The organism is Xenophilus arseniciresistens (assembly GCF_028023875.1).
GTDB classification, from domain to species: domain Bacteria; phylum Pseudomonadota; class Gammaproteobacteria; order Burkholderiales; family Burkholderiaceae_C; genus Xenophilus; species Xenophilus arseniciresistens.
In genome coordinates this window covers 491,453-509,469 of sequence record NZ_JAQIPB010000002.1, presented here as the reverse complement: position 1 = coordinate 509,469, position 18,017 = coordinate 491,453, and the positions used below count along the sequence as shown (strand labels likewise).

18 protein-coding genes are annotated in these 18,017 nt (G+C 70.1%); 10 read left to right on the top strand and 8 right to left on the bottom strand.

Annotated elements, in window-relative coordinates; translation table 11 throughout:
• Window positions 1–9 precede the first annotated feature (9 nt).
• The 3 genes from PGB34_RS07000 to PGB34_RS06990 all read right to left on the bottom strand — a co-directional run bounded on the left by PGB34_RS07000 (window position 10) and on the right by PGB34_RS06990 (window position 2,975).
• On the bottom strand, window positions 10–1,047 hold the full coding sequence (locus tag PGB34_RS07000) for a branched-chain amino acid ABC transporter permease (protein WP_271427344.1): 1,038 nt from the start codon (window positions 1,045–1,047) through the stop codon (window positions 10–12).
• 112 nt (window positions 1,048–1,159) lie between these two features.
• On the bottom strand, window positions 1,160–2,038 hold the full coding sequence (locus tag PGB34_RS06995; RefSeq protein ID WP_271427343.1) for a branched-chain amino acid ABC transporter permease: 879 nt from the start codon (window positions 2,036–2,038) through the stop codon (window positions 1,160–1,162).
• A 25-nt stretch (window positions 2,039–2,063) separates the two neighbouring features.
• Entirely contained in the window at window positions 2,064–2,975 is a 912-nt protein-coding gene (locus PGB34_RS06990; protein WP_271427342.1) for an ABC transporter ATP-binding protein, read from the bottom strand.
• 152 nt (window positions 2,976–3,127) lie between these two features.
• Here PGB34_RS06990 and PGB34_RS06985 point away from each other — a divergent pair, with 152 nt between their 5' ends.
• The 4 genes from PGB34_RS06985 (at window position 3,128) to arfB (ending at window position 6,346) form a co-directional block, all read left to right on the top strand.
• Window positions 3,128–3,886: a TetR/AcrR family transcriptional regulator gene (locus PGB34_RS06985; protein ID WP_271427341.1), complete on the top strand. Its 759-nt coding sequence runs from the start codon at window positions 3,128–3,130 to the stop codon at window positions 3,884–3,886.
• Window positions 3,883–4,680 (top strand): enoyl-CoA hydratase/isomerase family protein, encoded by a 798-nt coding sequence (locus tag PGB34_RS06980; RefSeq protein WP_271427340.1) that lies wholly within the window; start codon window positions 3,883–3,885, stop codon window positions 4,678–4,680. Before PGB34_RS06985 ends, PGB34_RS06980 begins: the two co-directional genes overlap by 4 nt.
• A 64-nt stretch (window positions 4,681–4,744) precedes the next feature.
• Window positions 4,745–5,932 (top strand): acetyl-CoA C-acyltransferase family protein, encoded by a 1,188-nt coding sequence (locus tag PGB34_RS06975; protein ID WP_271427339.1) that lies wholly within the window; start codon window positions 4,745–4,747, stop codon window positions 5,930–5,932.
• A gap of 6 nt (window positions 5,933–5,938) precedes the next feature.
• Window positions 5,939–6,346 (top strand): alternative ribosome rescue aminoacyl-tRNA hydrolase ArfB, encoded by a 408-nt coding sequence (arfB, locus tag PGB34_RS06970; RefSeq protein ID WP_271427338.1) that lies wholly within the window; start codon window positions 5,939–5,941, stop codon window positions 6,344–6,346.
• Here arfB and PGB34_RS06965 read toward each other — a convergent pair.
• From PGB34_RS06965 to PGB34_RS06955, 3 genes are read right to left on the bottom strand one after another with little or no spacing between them, the layout of a single operon-like run.
• Window positions 6,343–7,146 carry an IclR family transcriptional regulator gene (locus PGB34_RS06965; RefSeq protein WP_271427337.1) on the bottom strand — a complete coding sequence of 268 codons (804 nt, stop codon included), beginning with the start codon at window positions 7,144–7,146 and terminating at the stop codon, window positions 6,343–6,345. The genes arfB and PGB34_RS06965 overlap by 4 nt on opposite strands.
• A gap of 29 nt (window positions 7,147–7,175) precedes the next feature.
• Window positions 7,176–7,628: a MaoC family dehydratase gene (locus PGB34_RS06960; protein WP_271427336.1), complete on the bottom strand. Its 453-nt coding sequence runs from the start codon at window positions 7,626–7,628 to the stop codon at window positions 7,176–7,178.
• Entirely contained in the window at window positions 7,625–8,857 is a 1,233-nt protein-coding gene (locus tag PGB34_RS06955) for a CaiB/BaiF CoA transferase family protein (protein WP_271427335.1), read from the bottom strand. Before PGB34_RS06955 ends, PGB34_RS06960 begins: the two co-directional genes overlap by 4 nt.
• A gap of 159 nt (window positions 8,858–9,016) precedes the next feature.
• On the opposite strand from PGB34_RS06955, the gene PGB34_RS06950 reads away from it, so the two are divergent.
• The 6 genes from PGB34_RS06950 to PGB34_RS06925 are packed head-to-tail and all read left to right on the top strand — an operon-like array spanning window position 9,017 to window position 14,968.
• Window positions 9,017–10,027 (top strand): C4-dicarboxylate TRAP transporter substrate-binding protein, encoded by a 1,011-nt coding sequence (locus PGB34_RS06950; RefSeq protein WP_271427334.1) that lies wholly within the window; start codon window positions 9,017–9,019, stop codon window positions 10,025–10,027.
• A gap of 22 nt (window positions 10,028–10,049) precedes the next feature.
• A complete protein-coding gene (locus tag PGB34_RS06945) occupies window positions 10,050–10,574 on the top strand; it encodes a TRAP transporter small permease (protein ID WP_271427333.1) in 525 nt (174 codons plus the stop codon).
• Window positions 10,571–11,887, top strand: coding sequence for a TRAP transporter large permease (locus PGB34_RS06940; RefSeq protein ID WP_271427332.1), 1,317 nt, complete (start codon window positions 10,571–10,573; stop codon window positions 11,885–11,887). The genes PGB34_RS06945 and PGB34_RS06940 overlap by 4 nt, the downstream gene beginning before the upstream one ends.
• Before the next feature lie 38 nt (window positions 11,888–11,925).
• Window positions 11,926–13,047: a type 2 periplasmic-binding domain-containing protein gene (locus PGB34_RS06935; RefSeq protein ID WP_271427331.1), complete on the top strand. Its 1,122-nt coding sequence runs from the start codon at window positions 11,926–11,928 to the stop codon at window positions 13,045–13,047.
• On the top strand, window positions 13,047–14,189 hold the full coding sequence (locus PGB34_RS06930; RefSeq protein WP_271427330.1) for a CaiB/BaiF CoA transferase family protein: 1,143 nt from the start codon (window positions 13,047–13,049) through the stop codon (window positions 14,187–14,189). Before PGB34_RS06935 ends, PGB34_RS06930 begins: the two co-directional genes overlap by 1 nt.
• 50 nt (window positions 14,190–14,239) lie before the next feature.
• Window positions 14,240–14,968 carry an SDR family oxidoreductase gene (locus PGB34_RS06925; protein ID WP_271427329.1) on the top strand — a complete coding sequence of 243 codons (729 nt, stop codon included), beginning with the start codon at window positions 14,240–14,242 and terminating at the stop codon, window positions 14,966–14,968.
• Window positions 14,969–14,975: 7 nt separating this feature from the next.
• Here the strand turns inward: PGB34_RS06925 and chrA are convergent, their stop codons facing one another.
• Together chrA and PGB34_RS06915 are read right to left on the bottom strand one after the other, a co-directional pair.
• Window positions 14,976–16,205, bottom strand: coding sequence for a chromate efflux transporter (gene chrA / locus PGB34_RS06920; protein ID WP_271427328.1), 1,230 nt, complete (start codon window positions 16,203–16,205; stop codon window positions 14,976–14,978).
• 52 nt (window positions 16,206–16,257) lie between these two features.
• Window positions 16,258–18,000 carry a SulP family inorganic anion transporter gene (locus PGB34_RS06915; RefSeq protein WP_271427327.1) on the bottom strand — a complete coding sequence of 581 codons (1,743 nt, stop codon included), beginning with the start codon at window positions 17,998–18,000 and terminating at the stop codon, window positions 16,258–16,260.
• Between the last annotated feature and the right edge of the window lie 17 nt (window positions 18,001–18,017).

The following is an 18,017-nucleotide window of genomic DNA, read 5'->3' as shown; positions in this document are numbered from 1 at the left end:
TCTGTCTCCTTAGTTTCTGAAAGGCCACAAGTGGAAGAAGCGGCGGATGCGCCGCCACATTTCGGCGAGCCCGTGCGGCTCGAACACCAGAAAGCCCACGATCAGCAGGCCGAAGACCACGGTGCGCACCGGCGAGAGGAACACCGTCATCTCGGTGCCACCGGGCAGCAGGTCGAACACCAGCTTGAGCAGCTCGGGCACCAGGGTCATGAACACCGCGCCCAGGATGCCGCCCAGGATCGACCCCATGCCGCCCACGATGATGGCGGCCAGGAAGAAGATGGACATGAGCAGCGGAAAGCTCTCGGGCGTGACCACGCGGAAGAAGTAGGCCCACAGCCCGCCCGCCACGCCCGCGTAGAAGGACGACAGCGCAAAAGACAGCAGCTTGGTGCGCAGCAGCGGGATGCCCAGCACCGCGGCCGAGATGTCGCGGTCGCGCACGGCGATGAAGGCGCGGCCCACGCGCGTGCGAAAGAGGTTGGCCGCGCCCAGCACCATCAGCAGCATCACGGGCACGATCAGCCAGTACAGGCGAAAGGAAGTGTCCAGCGGCAGACCGAAAACCGTGGCCGGCTGCATCGACAGGCCCGTGGTGCCGCCCGTGAGCTTGAGGTTGGCGAACAGGAAGTGCGCGATGAACGAAGCCGCGATGGTGGCGATGGCCAGGTACAGCCCCTTGACGCGCAGCGAGGGGATGCCCACCACCACGCCGCCCGCCATGGCCACCACACCGCCGGCCAGCAGGTTCAGCGCGAAGGGCGTGCCGTAGCGCGTTTGCAAAATGGCGACCGTGTAGGCCCCCAGGCCCATGAAGGCGGCCTGGCCCAGGCTCACCAGGCCGGTGTAGCCCGTGAGGATGTTCAGGCCCGTGGCACTGGCCACGTTGATGGCCACCAGGCAGGCCAGGTACAGCCAGTAGTCGCTGGCCATAAAGGGGAAGAGCACGAGCAGCGCGGCGCCGATGGCCAGCCAGACTTTCTGCGTGCGCGAGTCGAACAGCGCCGCGTCGGCGATGTAGCTCTGCTTGAGGGTGCCGATGCGCATGTCAGTGGCGCCCGGCCGCCCGAAGGCACTGACGCGCCCCCTCGGGGGGCAGCGGACCGCGCGAAGCGGGGAAGCGTGGGGGCTGTTTCATTTCAGTCCATCCGGTGGCGGCTCACAGCCGCTCGATCTCGTGCGTGCCGAACAGGCCGTAGGGCCGGATCATCAGCACCACCACCAGCACCACGAAGGTGGCCAGCAGCTTGTATTCGCCGCCCAGGAAGGCGCCGGCCAGGGCCTCGATCAGGCCGATCAGCAGCCCGCCCAGCAGTGCGCCCAGCACGCTGTCGAGCCCGCCCACGATCACCACCACCAGCACCGACAGCCCGAACACGCCCATCGACGAAGAGATGCCGCCGATGGCGCCGACCACGATGCCTGCGACGGCCGCGATCATGGCCGAGGCCACCCAGGCCAGCGAGAACACGCGCGGCACGTTGATGCCCATCATGGTGGCCGCGCCCTGGTCCGAGGCCGTGGCGCGCAGGGCCACGCCGCCGCGCCAGAAGCGGAACAGCAGCAGCACCAGCACGATCAGCACCAGCGCCGCGAGCGAGCCATAGGCCACCTTGGGCGCGAGGAAGGCGTCGCCCACCATCACCGGTGCCGTGGGAAAGAACTCGGGCAGGCGGCGCTGGTCGGCGGTCCAGATGATCTCGACCAGCCCCACGAGGATGGAGGCCAGCCCCACCGTCACCATGAACACCGAGATCGGTGGTTCGCCCAAAAGCGGGCGGATCATGGTGCGCTCGATCACCGCGCCCAGCAGGCCCGTGCCCAGCACCGCGCCCAGCACGGCCAGCCAGATGGGCAGGGCCATGCTCGCGGCGAAGGCGAAGAAGAGGTAGGCGCCGACCATCAGCATCTCGCCGATCGCGATGTTGACCACGCGCGTGGCCTTGTAGACCAGCACGAAGGCCAGCGCCGCCAGCGCATACAGCCCGCCACCGGCCACGCCGGTCAGCGCGATCTCGAAGAGGTAGGCCCAATCCATGGTGCTGCGCGCCTCTGTGTCGCTTTCAGGCCGCCAGGGCCGCGCCGCGCAGGCGCTTGCGCAGCTCGCCCACGTCGCCCGCGCCCAGGTAGGCGCGCACCACCTCGGGGTCGGCCTGCACCTGCTGCGGCGTGCCCTGCGCGATGACCTGGCCGAAGTTCAGCACCACCACATGGTCCGACAGGTCCATCACCATGGCCATGTCGTGCTCCACCATCAGCACCGTGATGCCCCATTCACGCCGCACGTCGAGGATGAAGCGCGCCATGTCCTCGGTCTCTTCGCGGTTCATGCCGGCCACGGGCTCGTCGAGCATCAGCACGCGCGGGCCTGGGGTGGCGGGTGCCGCCTCGCCGGGCTCGTCCAGCAGCATGGCCAGCGCGCGGGCCATCTCCACGCGCTTTTGCAGGCCGTAGGGCAGGGCGGCCACGCTGGCATGGCGGATGTGGTCGATCTCGAGGAAATCGATGATGCGTTCTTCCACCGCGCGCCGCAGCCGTGCCTCTTCGCGGCGCGCGCGGCCCACGTACAGCAGGGCCTCGAAGACGTTGGTCTTCAGGTGCGCGTGGCGGCCCAGCTTGATGTTGTCCAGCACCGTCATGCCGCGAAACAGCGCGATGTTCTGGAAGCTGCGCGCCAGCCCCAGCGCGGCGCGGCGCGGTGCCGGCACGCGCGTGATGTCCGCGCCGTCGAAGTGAACGCTGCCCGCCGTGGGCCTGTAGAAGCCCGAGATGGTGTTGAACAGCGAGGTCTTGCCCGCGCCGTTGGGGCCGATCACGGCCGTGATGGAGCCGGCATGCACGTCGAAGCTCACGCCGTTGAGCGCCTTGACGCCGCCGAAAGCCAGCGTCAGGCCCTGCACGCTAAGCACCGGTGCGTGGGCTGCGGCAGGGGCCAGGGCTGGGGCGTGAGGCCTCGGTTCAGGGCGCGTGGGCATGGGCGGCGAGCTTGCTTCAGGGTAAGCCGTGAGACGGCCGGCGAGACGTGAGGGGCTACTCGCCCGTAGAATTTCTACTCCCCGGTAACGTCGGCGATCTTCGGAAACGGCACTACCGGTTACATCGGGACTTTCCCGTGCGCGCAAACCCCATGAGCCCTCGCAAGCCTTCTGCCGTCGCTGCCGCATCCGCCGTCGCCTCGCCCTGGCTGCCGGCGGCCGGCCGGGGGCAGCAGCGCGAGAAAAAGCGCCAGGCCGTGCTGCAGACGGCCGCGCGGCTGTTCAACGAGCGCGGCTTTCATGCCACCTCGCTCGACGACATCGCCGAGCGCCTGCATGTGAGCAAGCCCACGCTGTACTACTACATCAAGAGCAAGGACGACATCCTGCTCGAATGCGTGCGTGCCGCGCTGGAGCTGATGCGCGCGGGCATCGCCGAGGTGCGCGAAGGCGGCGGCCGTGCGCTGGACCAGCTGATGGCCTGCATGGGCATCTACGTGGGCATCGTGATGCAGGACTTCGGCAAATGCGTGATCCGCATCGGCGAAGACCCGCTGCCCGCGCCGCTCAAGAAGGAGCTGCGCCGGCTCAAGGCCGGCATCGACCTCGAGTTCCGCCAGCTGATCGAGGAGGGCATCCGCGAAGGTTCGCTGCTGCCTTGCGATCCGAAGATGGCCGCCTTCATGCTGGCCGGCGCGCTGAGCTGGGTGGGCCGCTGGCACCGCGAAGACGGCACGCTCACGCATGCCCAGATCACCGAACAGGCGCTGGGCCTGCTGCTGGGGGGCGTGCTGGCCGTGCCTGCCAGCGCAGCGCCCAAGGCCACGCCGCGCGCCCGCGCCATCGCCGCACCCGCCAAACGCGCTCGCGCACGCACCCCGAACAAAAGCAGCATGGAGACACGCTCATGAACGCTTCAGATCAAGACCCGAACGCCCCGCTGCTAGTCGCCCGCGAGGGCGCCGTCGCCACCTTGCAGTTCAACCGCCCTGCGGCGCTGAACGCCATCGACGTGCCGATGGCGCAGGCCTTCCTGGCGGCCGTGAAGGCCATCGCCGCCGACCGCAGCGTGCGCGCGGTGCTGCTGCGCGGCAGCGGCAAGGGCTTCATGGCCGGTGGCGACCTGGCCGTGCTGCAGGCCGACCCGCTGCAGGGCGCGGCCGACCTGATCGGCCCGCTGCATGAGGCGGTGGCGCTGCTGGCCACGCTGGACACACCCGTGGTGGCGCAGGTGCACGGCGTGGCCGCCGGCGCGGGCCTGTCGCTGATGCTGCATGCCGACTTCGTGCTTGCCGCCGAAGGCACGCGCTTCAACCTGGCTTATGTGAACATCGGTGCCAGCTGCGACGTGGGGGCCTCGTGGGCGCTGCCGCGCTGGGTGGGCTTGCGCCGCGCGCTGGAGATCGCGATGCTGGGCGACATGCTCGACGCCGCTGCGGCCGAGCGCATGGGCCTGGTCAACCGCGTCGTGCCTGCCGCAGCGCTGGCCGACGAGGCGCTGGCCCTGGCGCAGCGCCTGGCAGCAGGGCCCACGGCCGCGCTGGGGCAGTTGCGCCGCTTGATGCGCGGCAGCTTCGAGCGCGAGCTGCCGGCCCAGTTGGCGGCCGAGTCGGCAGCCTTTGCGCACTGCGCAGCCGGCGACGATTTCCGCGAAGGCGTGAACGCCTTCTTCGACAAGCGCAAGCCGGCCTTCAAGGGCCGCTGACACGACACTTCTTCGTTCTTTCCTTCGGCTTCTTCACCATCCACTTCTTCAGGAGACTGAACCCATGTCCCAGCGCGACATCTTCGTGGTCGGCACCGCCCGCACCGCCATCGGCACCTTCGGCGGCTCGCTCAAGGACGTGCCCAACACCCAGCTGGCCACCACGGCCGTGAAGGCCGCGCTCACGCGCAGCGGCGTGGCGCCCGACGCGGTGGGCCATGTGGTGATGGGCAACGTGATCCCCACCGACACCAAGGACGCCTACCTCAGCCGCGTGGCGGCCGTGGATGCGGGCATCCCCATCGAAACGCCGGCCTTCAACGTCAACCGCCTGTGCGGCTCGGGCCTGCAGGCCATCGTCTCGGCCGCGCAGGCCATCGCTTTGGGCGACTGCGACATCGCCATCGGCGGCGGCTCCGAATCCATGAGCCGCGGCCCCTACTTCGACACCGCCGCGCGGCACGGCGCGCGCATGGGCGATGCGAAGCTCATCGACTACATGCTGGGCATCCTGCACGACCCGTGGGAGAAGATCCACATGGGCATCACGGCCGAGAACGTGGCCGAGCGCTACAGGATCTCGCGCGAGATGCAGGACGCGCTGGCCGCGCAAAGCCAGCAGCGCGCCGCCGCGGCCATCGCGGCCGGCCGCTTCAAGGAGCAGATCGTTCCCGTGGAGATCAAGACCCGCAAGGGCGTTGTCGCTTTCGACACCGACGAGCATGTGCGCGCCGACACCACGGCGGCTTCGCTCGCGGGCATGAAGCCCGCGTTCAAGAAGGAAGGCGGCACCGTCACGGCCGGCAATGCCTCGGGCATCAACGATGGCGCGGGCGCCGTGGTGCTGGCCGAAGGCGCGCGCGTGAAGGCGCTGGGCCTCAGGCCGCTGGCGCGCCTGGTGGGCTATGCGCATGCGGGCGTGGAGCCGGCCTACATGGGCATCGGCCCGGTGCCGGCCACGCGCAAGGTGCTCGAGCGCACGGGCCTGAAGGTGAGCGACCTGGACGTGATCGAGTCCAACGAAGCCTTCGCGGCCCAGGCCTGCGCCGTGATCCAGGAACTGGGCTTCGACCCCGACAAGGTCAATCCGAACGGCTCGGGTATCTCGCTGGGCCACCCGGTGGGCGCGACGGGGGCCATCATCACCGTCAAGGCGTTGGCCGAACTGCAGCGCGTGCAGGGCCGCTATGCGCTGGTGACCATGTGCATCGGCGGCGGCCAGGGCATCGCGGCCATCTTCGAGCGCGTCTGAGTCCCCATGACCTTGCGTGCGCCGCGCGTGGACGAACGCGAGGTCCAGTGGTCGGCCATCCGCGCCCAGGGCGCGGGCGGCCAGAACGTCAACAAGGTCTCCAGCGCGGTCCATCTGCGCTACGACATTCCCGCGAGTTCGCTGCCCGATGATGTGAAGCAGCGCCTGCTGGCTTCGTCCGATTCGCGCATCACCAGTGCCGGCGTGCTGGTGCTCAAGGCCCAGCAGCACCGCACGCAGGAAATGAATCGCGCCGATGCACTGGCGCGGCTGCAGGCCATCGTCGATGCCGTGGCCGCGCCGCCGCGCGTGCGCCGCGCCACCAAGCCCACCTACGGCAGCCAGCAGCGGCGCCTGCAGGGCAAGAGCCAGCGCAGCGAGGTCAAGCGGCTGCGCGGGGCCGTGAGGGATTAGGCGATTCCTGCGATGCGCCCGATGTCCTCGGCGCATTTGCGCAGGCGCGGCAGCAGCTCGAACAGGTCTTCGTGCGCCGTGTGCGTGCCCTGCAGCGAGGCGATGGTGAGCACGGCGCGGGTGCGTCCCTGCGCGCTGCCGATGGGCACGCTCAGGTCGCGGCCGCCTACGAAGCGCGCGTTCTCGGCGTAGCCCCAGCCGTCTTCCTTCATCTTCTGGAGCATGGCCAGGTAGGCGGTGCGCTCCTGCGCCGTCTTGCGCTGGAACTCGGCGCGGCGCGAAAGCAATTCGTCGCGCTCCGCCTCGGGCGAGTTGGCCAGCAGCACCTGGCCCGAAAGCGTGTCGACCGCGGAGTGCAGCGAGCCCGCTTCCACCGACAGGCGGATGGGCGTGGGCGCGTCCACCTGCGTCAGCACCAGCAACTGGTCGCGGTGCAGCACGCTCAGGTGGCAGGACTCGCGGATGGTGTCGACCAGCTCGCGCATGGGCGCGGTGGCGGCACGCAGCAGCTGGTCGTGCGGCGAATGGGTGCGGCTGAGCTCGAAGAGCTTGAGCGTGAGCGTGTAGCCGCCGTTGTCTTCGCGCCGGAGGTAGCCGCGGCCTTCCAGCGCGCTCAGCATCCGGAACAGCTCGCCCGGTTCGCGCCCCAGCGCCCGTGCCAGTTGCGCCTGCGTCATCGGGACTGCCTGTGCCGAGAGCAGCTCCAGGATGTCCAGCGCCTTCTCGACCGCCGGAACCGCGTACTTGGGGCGGGTGCCGGTGTCGGTGGCTTCGGGCGGGTTGTCGGTTCGGCGCGTCATGGGGCAGGAGTCTAGGACCTGATCGCGCGTCAGCCCCGGGCCGTGCGCCGCTCCACGATGTGCAGGTGCTCGCACACCAGCACGGTTTCCTGGCGCTGGTTGGTGATGGTCACCGTCTCCACCACGATGCCGTGGCCGCTGCGCTTGGGGTGGTCGCGCCTGTCGGTGATCTCCACCTTCGAATAGATCGTGTCGCCGATGAACACGGGCTTGACGAAGCGCATGCGGTCGTAGCCGTAGGACATGGCGCGCGGGTTGATGACGGTGGCCGTCAGGCCGATGCCCACGCTGAAGACCAGCGTGCCGTGCGCGATGCGCTGGCCGAAGTCCTGGGTGGCGCACCAGGCGGCGTCCATGTGGTGGGGGAAGAAGTCGCCGGTCTGGCCGGCGTGCATCACGATGTCGGCCTCGGTGATGGTGCGGCCGGTGGTGCTGCGCGTGGCGCCGAGCACATAGTCTTCGAAGAACTGTTCGTGGGTCATGGGGCGCGAGAGGGCAGTGAAGAAGAAGGGGCGCAGGGCAGGGGCGCGTCGAGTTGCCACTCGCGCGCGATGGCCTCGGTGTCGGCGCCCAGGCGCGGCGCGCCGCGGTCGCTGTACAGCCGCTGGCCGTCGATGCGGATCGGGCAGCGCGTGGTGCGCAGGCTCGCGCCGCTGGCGCTGCGGATGGTCTGCACCATCTCCAGCGCGGCGAAGGCGGGGTGGTCCACCAGTTGCGGCCAGCGCAGCACGTCGGCACACCACACGCCGGCCGGCTCAAGGATGGCCAGCCAGTGCGCGCTGTCCTGCGCCAGCAAGTCCTGCTGCAACTGCTGCTTGAGTGCGTCGCGCTGGCGGAACCAGCCGCTGCGGTCGGCCGCGAGCGCGGCCAGGGCGTCGCTGCCGATCAGTTGTGCCAGCCGATCCATGGGGGTCATCGCCACGGCCATGAAGCCGTCGCGCGTGCGGTAGATGCCGTAGGGCGCCGCGCCGTGCACGCTGGCATGGTTTTCGGCGGTGCGCTGCGGCTGGCTGCCGTCGCCATTGAGGAAGGCGGTGAAGGGTTCGAACTGCAGGTCCAGCGCCGATTCGAGCAGGCTCACGTCCACGCGCGCGCCGCGCCCCGTCACGCCGCGGCGCAGCAGCGCCGCCAGGATGCCCTGCACCAGGTGCGCGCCGGTGATGACGTCGATCATCGAGACGCCGGCCGGCACGGGCGGGCCGCTGCCGTCGGCATGCGCGTCGCCGGTGAGCCAGGCCAGCCCCGAGAGCGACTGCACCAGCAGGTCCTGCCCCGGCTTGCCGCGCCAGGGCCCGCTCTCGCCATAGCCGCTGACGGCCGCATAGACGATGCGCGGGTTCAGCGCGAGCACGCTGGCCGCGTCCAGGCCGATGCGCTCCATCACGCCGGGGCGGAAGTTGTGAATCATCACGTCGGCCCGGGCGATCAGCGCTTTCACGCGCGCCAGGTCCTGCGGCGCTTTCAGGTCGGCCGCAAAGCTGCGCTTGCGCCGGTTGATGGTGTGGAACAGCGCACTGTCGCCCTCGAAGTGCTGGTCGGCCAGCACCAGGCTGCGGCACAGGTCGCCGCCATCGGGCCGCTCGACCTTGATGACGTCGGCGCCCAGGTCGGCCAGCCGCAGCGCGCATGAGGGGCCGGCCAGGAACTGGCTGAAATCCAGCACGCGCAAGCCGGCCAGCGGCAGGGCTTCTGGGTCTAGGGAATCAATCATGAGTGAAATTGATGTTTTTCAGTGGATGAATGTCAGCTCGAATTTCTAGAAAACCCTAATCGACAGGATTCATTGTCGAACAGATCATTCATTCATGAACGAAGCGTTCATATAGGAATTACACCAATGCGCCACCGAGCGCCCTCCATGGAGACACGCATGACCTCCCGACGCACCGCAGCAGCCAAGACCCTGTCCCTTCTCGCCGCCGGCCTGGCGCTGACCTTCGGCATGGCTGCGCCGGCGGCGGCGCAGAACTACACGCTGCGCTTTTCCACTTCGCAGGTGAACCCGAACGAGCCAGTGGTGAAGGTCATGCACAGCTTTGCCGACCGGGTGAAGCAGCGCTCCGGCGGGCGCCTGACGCTGAACATCTTCACGGGCGACCAGCTCGGCCCGCAGAAGAAGGTCAACGAGATGATCAAGGGCGGCGCCCGCGTGCTGAGCGTGACCGACTACGGCCAGCTCAGCCAGTTCGTGCCCGACCTGGGCATCCTGGCCGGCCCCTACCTCTACGCCAACCACGACGAGGCGAAGAAGCTCTTCGCCTCCGAGGTGTTCAAGGAGCTGTCGGGCCGCCTGGAGCAGCAGGGCATGAAGCTGATCATGGCCGACGGCCTGTTCGGCGTGCGCCACCTGCTGGGCAGCAAGCCGGTGCGCACGCCGGCCGACATTGCCGGCATGACGCTGCGCGTGCCGCCGTCGCCCATCATGCTGGAGACCTTCACTGCGCTGGGCGCCCGCCCCACCGCGCTGCCCTGGGGCGAGGTCTACAACGCGCTGCAGACCAACGTGGTCGATGCCGCCGAGGCCAACTACGGCTCGCTGGTCGGCTCCAAGCTGTATGAGGTGCGCAAGGTGCTCTCGACCACGGCGCACCAGACCATGTACGCGACCATGGTCACCAGCGCCGATTTCTTCAAGAGCCTGCCGCCCGATCTGCAGACCGTGCTGCTGGAAGAGGGCCGCAAGGCCGGCGCCGAACTGACCCAGCTCACGCAGGCTTCCGACGCGGCCTACGCCGACGAGATGAAGAAGGCTGGCGTGCAGTTCGTGACCGACGTGGACAACAAGGCCTTCGCCGAGAAGGCCAAGGTGGCCTACACGAAGGTGCCCGGCCTCACGCCCGGCATGTACGACAAGGTGCGCGCCGCGATGACGGCGCACTGAGCCTTAGCGCCGCACGCCATTCATGACTGAACCGGTCCCATCCGCCGCCGGCACGCCGGCCGGCCCGCTGCTGAGCCTGCGCCGCGCCGACGAGGCCATCGGCGTGGTCTGCGCCTGCGTCATCGTGCTGTCCATCACCTGGGGCGTGGTGACGCGCTACCTGTTCCCGCAGCCGGCGGCCTGGACCTTCGAGGTCGCCGTCATCGCCTTCGGCTGGCTGGTGTTCTTCGGCGCGGCCGCCTGCATCCGCTGGCGCATGCATGCCGACGTGGACGCGCTGGTGGCCCTGTTCCCGCCGCGGGTGCGGCGCGCCATCTTCATCTTCAACTGGTGGCTGCTGGCCGCGCTCTTCGCCACGCTGACGGCCATGTTCGTCTGGCAGTCCGTCATCGCGCACTCGATCCGCGTGGTGGTCATCGACATCCCGCGCTCGGTGGTCTACGGCCCCATGGCCTTCGCCTCCTTCCTCATGCTGGTGCAGCATGTGCTGCTCAAGCCCTGGGCCACCGGCTGGCAGTGGCAGCCGTCCTCGGAGATCGCGCTGTGAGTTCCTCCCTCCATCTCTGGCTGCCCGCCGTCCTGATGCTGGTGCTGCTGGCGCTGCAGACGCCCATCACCTGGTCGATGTCCATCGCGGCGCTGGTTTTCTTCGTGCTCAACCTGGGCGAGATGCCGCTGGCCAACTTCGCGCAGCAGATGGCCGAGGGCACGGAGTCGGTCTCGCTGCTGGCGCTGCCGCTGTTCGTGCTGGCCGGCTGCATCATGAATGCCTCGGGCATCACGCGCCGCCTGCTCAACCTGGCCGAGGTGCTGGTGGGCCACATGACCGGCGCGCTGGCGCAGATGTGCACCGTGCTGGCCACGCTGCTGGGCGGCCTGACCGCCTCGGCCAACGCCGACGCCGCGATGCTGGCCAAGACCATCGGCACGCAGATGGTGGCGCGCGGCTACGGCGCCCCTTTCGCGGCGGTGATCACCTCGTCGGCGGCCATCATCACGGCGCTGATCCCGCCTTCCATCGGCCTGATCATCTACGGCTTCCTGGCCGAAGCCTCCATCGGCCGGCTGTTCGCGGCGGGCATCGTTCCGGGGCTGCTGCTGGCGGTGGCGCTGATGTTCACCACGCACGTGCTGGCCATCAAGCGCAAGTACAGGCCGCAACGCGCCACGCGCGCCAACGCCCGCGAGCTGGGCCAGGCGCTGGTCGATGGCCTGTGGGCGCTGTCGATCCCGGTGGTCATCATCATGGGCACGCGCTACGGCATCTTCACCACCACCGAATCGGGCGCCGTGGTGGTGCTGTACGTGCTGCTGGTGGCGATCTTCGGCTACCGCGAGATAAAGCTGCGCCAGCTGCCCGAGGTGCTGGCCGAATCGGTACGCGATTCCGCCAGCGTGATGATGATGATCTGCGCCGCCTCGGCTTTCGGCTTCTACCTCTCGTGGGAGCAGGTGCCGCAGGCGATGTCGGGCTGGCTGGCCGGCACCACCCAGGACCCGGTCACGCTGCTGCTGCTGATCAACCTCATGCTGATCGTGCTGGGCACGGCCATCGAGGGCTCGGCCGCGCTGATCATCCTGACGCCCATGCTGCTGCCGCTGATCGCGGGTGCGCACATCGACAAGGTGCATTTCGGCATCGTGCTCATCACCAACCTCACCATCGCCGGCATCACGCCCCCGGTGGGCGGGCTGATGTACATCTCCTCGCAGACGCTGCGCGTGAAGATGGGCGACTACTCGCGCGAGGTGATGCCCTACCTGGCCGTGATGCTGCTGCTGCTGGTCGTGCTGTCGGTGTTCCCGCAGATCTCGCTGTGGCTGCCGAACCTGCTGTACGGCACCGGCGCGGTCCAGTGACCGCTTCCACGATTGCATCCTCCAACACCTTTCGACGCATGAGCAACATCACCCTCCGGGGCATGACCTGGGACCACCCGCGCGGCTACGAGCCGCTGGCCGCCTGCGCGGCGCTCTGGCAATCGCGCACCGGCGTGCGGATCCACTGGGACCGCCGCTCGCTGCAGGACTTCGAGTCCTTCCCGGTCGAGGAACTGGCCCGCCAGTACGACCTGATCGTGATCGACCATCCGCACGTCGGCCAGGTCACGCGCGAGGACTGCCTGCTGCCTTTCGACCCGGCACGGCTGGCCTCCATCGCGCGCGGCACGGTGGGCCGCTCCTTCGACAGCTACCTCTGGCAGGGCAGGCAATGGGCGCTGCCCATCGATGCCGCCACCCAGGTGCAGGCCTGGCGCCCCGGCCGGCTCGAAAGCGCAGCGGCCGACTGGGCGCAGGTGCTGGAACTGGCCCGGGCCGGCCGCGTGGCGCTGCCGATGCGCGCGCCGCATTCGCTGATGTGCCTGTACACGCTGTGCGCGCAGCGCGGCGCGCCGGCGCGCGAGGCGGGGCCGGAGCTGTTCGACCCGGAGACCGCGACTGCCGTGTGCGAGCAGCTCGGCGAGCTGCTGCGGCTGGTCGACCCGCGCTGCCTGGAGATGGACCCGATCGCGGTCTTCGAAGCCATGGCGCAGCCCGATTCGTCCATCGATTGCGTGCCGCTGATCTACGGCTACGTGAACTACGCCTGGGCCGGCTTCCGGCCGGTGCGGCTGGGCTTTGCGGACATCCCGTCCTTCGAGGGACGCGGGCCCGTGGGTTCGGCCCTGGGCGGCACCGGCATCGCGGTCTCGGCGCGCACCGCACATGCGAAGGAAGCCTTCGACTTCGCCATCTGGGTGGCCGATGCCGAGGCGCAGCGCGGCCCCTTCGCGGCGGCCGGCGGCCAGAGTGGCCACGCGGCAGCCTGGGAGGACGACGCCGTCAACGCCACCGCCGGCAACTTCTACCGCGCCACCCGCGCCACGCTGGAGGGCGCCTGGGTGCGCCCGCGCCACGACGGCTACATGCTCTTCCAGCATGCGGCCTCGCTGCGGCTGAATGCCGGCCTGCAGGCCGGCGAGCCGGCGCGCGCCATCGTGCAGGCGCTCAATGCGATGTACCGGGAGAGCCTCGCCTGATGACCGCACCGCTGGCGGGCCTGCTGGTCCTCGACCTTGCACAGTTCCTCTCGGGGCCCTCGGCCGCGCTGCGGCTGGGCGACCTGGGCGCGCGCGTGATCAAGGTCGAGCGGCCGGGCAGCGGCGACATCTGCCGCACCCTCTACCTGACCGACACCGACGTGGGCGGCGATTCCACGCTGTTCCACGCGATCAACCGAAACAAGGAAAGCCTTGCGCTGGACCTGAAGGCGCCCGAGGACATGGCCGCGCTCAAGCGCCTGATTGCGCGCGCCGACGTGCTGATCCAGAACTTCCGCCCCGGCGTCATCGAGCGCCTGGGCCTGGGCTACGAGGACGCGCGGGCGATCAACCCGCAGCTGGTCTATGCCGGCGTCTCGGGTTACGGCGAGACCGGCCCCTGGGCCGGCATGCCCGGGCAGGACCTGCTGGCGCAGTCGCTCTCGGGCGTCACCTGGCTCAACGGTCATGAGGGGGAGGGGCCGGTGCCGCTGGGCCTGTCCATCGCCGACATGCTGGCTGGGCACGCGCTCACCGAAGGCATCCTGGCCGCCCTGGTGCGGCGCGGCATCAGCGGCACGGGCGCACATGTGCAGACCAGCCTGCTCGAAGCCCTGGTGGACCTCCAGTTCGAGTTGCTGACCACACACCTGAACGACGGCCAGCGGCTGCCCGCGCGCGCAGGCTTTCGCAATGCCAATGCCTATCTGGCCGCGCCCTACGGCATCTATCCCACGCGCGACGGCTACCTCGCGCTGGCCATGATGCCGCTGGAGAAGCTGGCCCGGACCCTGCCGCTGCCGGCCCTGGCGGCCTACAGCGCCCAGGACGCCTTCGGGCGGCGCGACGAGATCAAGCGCCTGATCGCCGCCGCGCTGTCGCAGCAGGACACCGCGCACTGGCTGGCGCGGCTGCAGCCCGCCGACGTGTGGTGCGCCGAAGTGCTGGACTGGCCGCGCCTGCTGCAAAGCCAGGCCTTCGGTTTGCTCGACATGCTGCAGACGGTGCAGCGCGGCGACGGCACGCCCGTGCACACCACGCGCGGCCCGCTGCGCATCGACGGCCTGCGCTCCAGCAGCGTGCGCGGCGCGCCCCAGGTGGGCGAACACAGCGCCGCCTTGAGGCATGAATTCGGGCTCTGAGCGCCTGCCTTCCTCCTTCTTTCCTTCCCTTTCACTTCAGGCCAGACACCATGACTCTCGCAGGCAAGACCGTCCTCATCACCGCCGCTGCCCAGGGCATTGGCCGCGCCAGCGTCGAGGCCTTCTCGCGCGCCGGTGCCACCGTGTGGGCCACCGACATCAACGAGGCCGCGCTGGCCGAGCTGGCTGCGCTGCCCGGCGTGAAGACCCGCCGGCTCGACGTGCTGCAGGACGGCGAGGTGCGTGCGCTGGTGGCCGACATCGGCGCGGTCGACGTGCTCTTCAACTGCGCAGGCGTGGTGCACGCCGGCAGCGTGCTGGAGGCCAGCGACAAGGACCTGGACTTCGCCTTCGACCTCAACGTGAAGGCCATGGTGCGCACCGTGCGCGCGGTGCTGCCGGGCATGCTGGAGCGCAAGGACGGCGCCATCATCAACATGGCCTCGGTCGCCAGCAGCGTCAAGGGCGTGCCCAACCGCTTCGCCTACGGCGTGACCAAGGCCGCCGTGATCGGCATGACCAAATCCATCGCCGCCGACTACGTGGCGCAGGGCGTGCGCTGCAACGCCATCTGCCCGGGCACGGTGGACTCGCCCTCGCTGCACGAGCGCCTGCGTGCGCAGGGCGACTACGAGGCCGCGCGCCGGGCCTTCGTCGCGCGCCAGCCCATCGGCCGCATCGGCCAGCCGCAGGAGATTGCCGACCTGGTGCTCTACCTGGCGCAGGCCACCTACACCACGGGCCAGGTCCACATCATCGACGGCGGCTGGGCGATCTGAGCGGGCTTCAGGCCGCCGACAGCGCCCAGCCCGCTGCTGCGGCCAGCAGTACCACCAGCAGCGGCGAAGCCCGGCCCCACAGCAGCAGCGCGAGCGCCGCAGCGGCCAGCGCGACGTCGGCGGGGCCGTGGATGGCCGAGGTCCACAGCGGCCGGTACAGCGCCGCGGCCAGCAGGCCGGTGACGGCCGCGTTCACACCGGCCAGCGCCGCGCGGGCGCCGGGGCGGCTGCGCAGGCGCGCCCAGAAAGGCAGCGCGGCCACGAGCAGCAGCAGCCCCGGCACGAAAAGCAACCCCAGCAGCAGCAGGCCGCCTGCCACGCCCGACAGCGGCGCCTGCATGGCCGCACCCAGGTAGGCGGCGACGCTGAACAGCGGCCCGGGCACGGCCTGCGCGGCGCCGTAGCCGGCCAGGAACTGGTCCGCGCCCAGATGGCCTGCATCGACGGTCGCGCTCTGCAGCATCGGCAGCACCACATGGCCGCCGCCGAAGACCAGGGCGCCGGCGCGGTACACGCCGTCGAGCAGGCTCCACAGGCCCGGCCCCTGCCAGGCGGCCAGCAGCGGCAGGCCCAGAAGGAGCAGCAGGAACAGGCCCAGCGCCACGCCCCCGGTGCGCGCGCGGATCTGCAGCGGCAGGGCGCGTGACGGCCCTGGCTGGGGCAACTGGCGCAGCAGGCGGGCGCCGAGCAGCGCGGCCAGCGCGATCGCCAGCAACTGGCCGCCCAGCCCCGGCAGTGCCAGCGCCAGCACGGCCGCGCCCAGCGCCATCAAACGGCGCGGCGCATCGGGGCACAGGCCGCGCCCCATCTGCCAGACCGCCTGGGCCACCACGGCCACGGCCGCCACCTTGAGCCCATGCACGGCCCCCGATTGCAGCCAGTGCGCATGCTGCGCGAGCCCCAGCGCCAGAGCGATCAGCAGCGCGGCCGAGGGCAGCGTGAAGCCAGTCCAGGCCGCCAGCGCGCCGCCCCAGCCCGCGCGCGCCAGGCCCAGCGCAAAGCCGACCTGGCTGCTCGTGGGGCCGGGCAGGAACTGGCACAGCGCCACCAGCTCGGCATAGGCGGCTTCGTCGAGCCAGCGCCGCCGCTCGACGAAGGCGGTGCGGAAGTAGCCCAGGTGCGCGATCGGGCCGCCGAAGCTGGTCAGGCCCAGCGCGAGGAAGGCGACAAAGACCTCGGCGATGCGCGCCAGCATCTTGCGCGGCGCGGCTGCCGTGGCTGTTTCAGGGAGATTCATGAAGGCGCGATTGGACAGGACGAAGGTGACAGCAGCCCGCCTCAGGCGGTGTTCACTGCGGCCGGTGCTCAGGCATCGGCGTCGGGCCTGAAGCCCCGGCGCCCGCCTGCAGCGCGGCCAGGGCTTCCGCGTCGGTGCGGTAGGTGAACAGCAGCGGCCCGGGCTTGAGCAGGCCCGCGCGCTCGAGCACCTGCAGCGCCGGCAGCTTGAGCCCGCTCACGTGCAGCCGCACGCCGCGTGCCTCGAGCTGGCGCCGGATGTTGCCGAAGGCCTCGGCGCCCGTCAGGTCCACGCGGTTGATGGGCTGCGCGAACAGGCACACGTCGCTCAGCTGCGGCTGCGCGGTGAGCGCACCCGTCACGGCGCGCTCGAGCTCGCTGGCCGAGGCGAAGTCCAGGTCGGCGTCCAGCCGCAGCGCATACAGCTGCGGTGCCAGCGGCGGCAGCTTCAGCAGGTGGCGGTCGCGCAGGCTGCCGTCCGCATGCAGGCCCACTTCGATGATGCGCGGATGCAGGTGCCGGTACATGTAGTGCGCCAGCGCCGCCAGCAGGCCGCCCAGCACGCCCCAGTAGATGGCCGGCGCGGTGGCGATGGTGAGCACGAAGGTGCCGAAGGCGATGCCTGCCTCGATGCGCGAGATGCGCCACAGCGCCACGAAGGACGAGGGCTTGAGCAGCCCCAGGGTGGCCGTGACCACGATGGCGCCCAGCACCGCCTGCGGCACGTGGTAGAGCAGGGGCATCACCCACAGCAGCGCGCCGGCCACCACGGCCACGCTGAACAGCGTGGACCACTGGGTCTTGGCGCCCGCATACAGCGTGATGGCCGAACGCGAGAAGGAGGAACTGGTGGGGAAGGCGCCCGACAGCCCCGAGGCGATCTTGCCCAGGCCCTGGCCGATCAGGTCCTGGTTCTCGTTCCACAGCGTGCCCGAGCGCGCGTTGTCCACCTTGGCGCTGGAGGCGGTTTCCAGAAAGCTCACCAGCGTGATCAGGAAGGCCGGCAGCAGCAGCGCGCCCAGTTCCCGCCAGTCCGGCAGGGTGGGCAGGTACAGCGAGGGCAGGCCCGAAGGCAGCGCGCCGATCACCGCGCCGCCGCGCAGCGCATAGCCCAGCACGCCGCTGATCAGGGCCGTGGCCGCCACCAGCAGCATGGTGGTGGGCAGGCGCGGCGAGAAGCGCTTGCCCAGCCACAGCACCGCCATGCTGCCCAGGCCGAAGGCGATGGCCACGAAGTCTGGCGGCGGGCCCTCCAGCAACTGGCCGAAGCTGCGCCCCGTGAAGCCCAGCAGCGCGGGCAGCTGCGACAGCGTGATCAGCACCGCCGCGCCCTGCGTGAAGCCCATGAGCACTGGCGAATTGACCAGCCGCAGCAGCCAGCCGAAGCGCGCCGCGCCCAGCAGCACCTGCATGGCGCCCGAGAGCAGGGTCAGCCACACGGCCAGCGACACCCATTCGCGGCTGCCCGGCACTGCCAGCGGCGCGAGCGACGCGCCCACCAGCACGCTGGTCAGCGCCGTCGGCCCCACCGACAGCCGGGCCGAGGCGCTGAACATGACGGCGATGAGCGCCGGGAACAGTGCTGCGTAGATGCCCGTGATCAGCGGCATGCCCGCCAGCGCCGCGTAGGCCACGCCCTGCGGAATCACCATCAGCGCCACGGTGATGCCGGCGATGGCCTCGTTGATCAGCAGTGCCTTGTCGGGGCGCGGCCAGGCCAGGAAGGGCAGCCAGCGCGTGAGCTGGGCGCGTGAGGAGGTGGAGGAGGAAGCGGGGGCGGAGCCGGACGTGCGCATGGCGAAAGCGGGGGGAG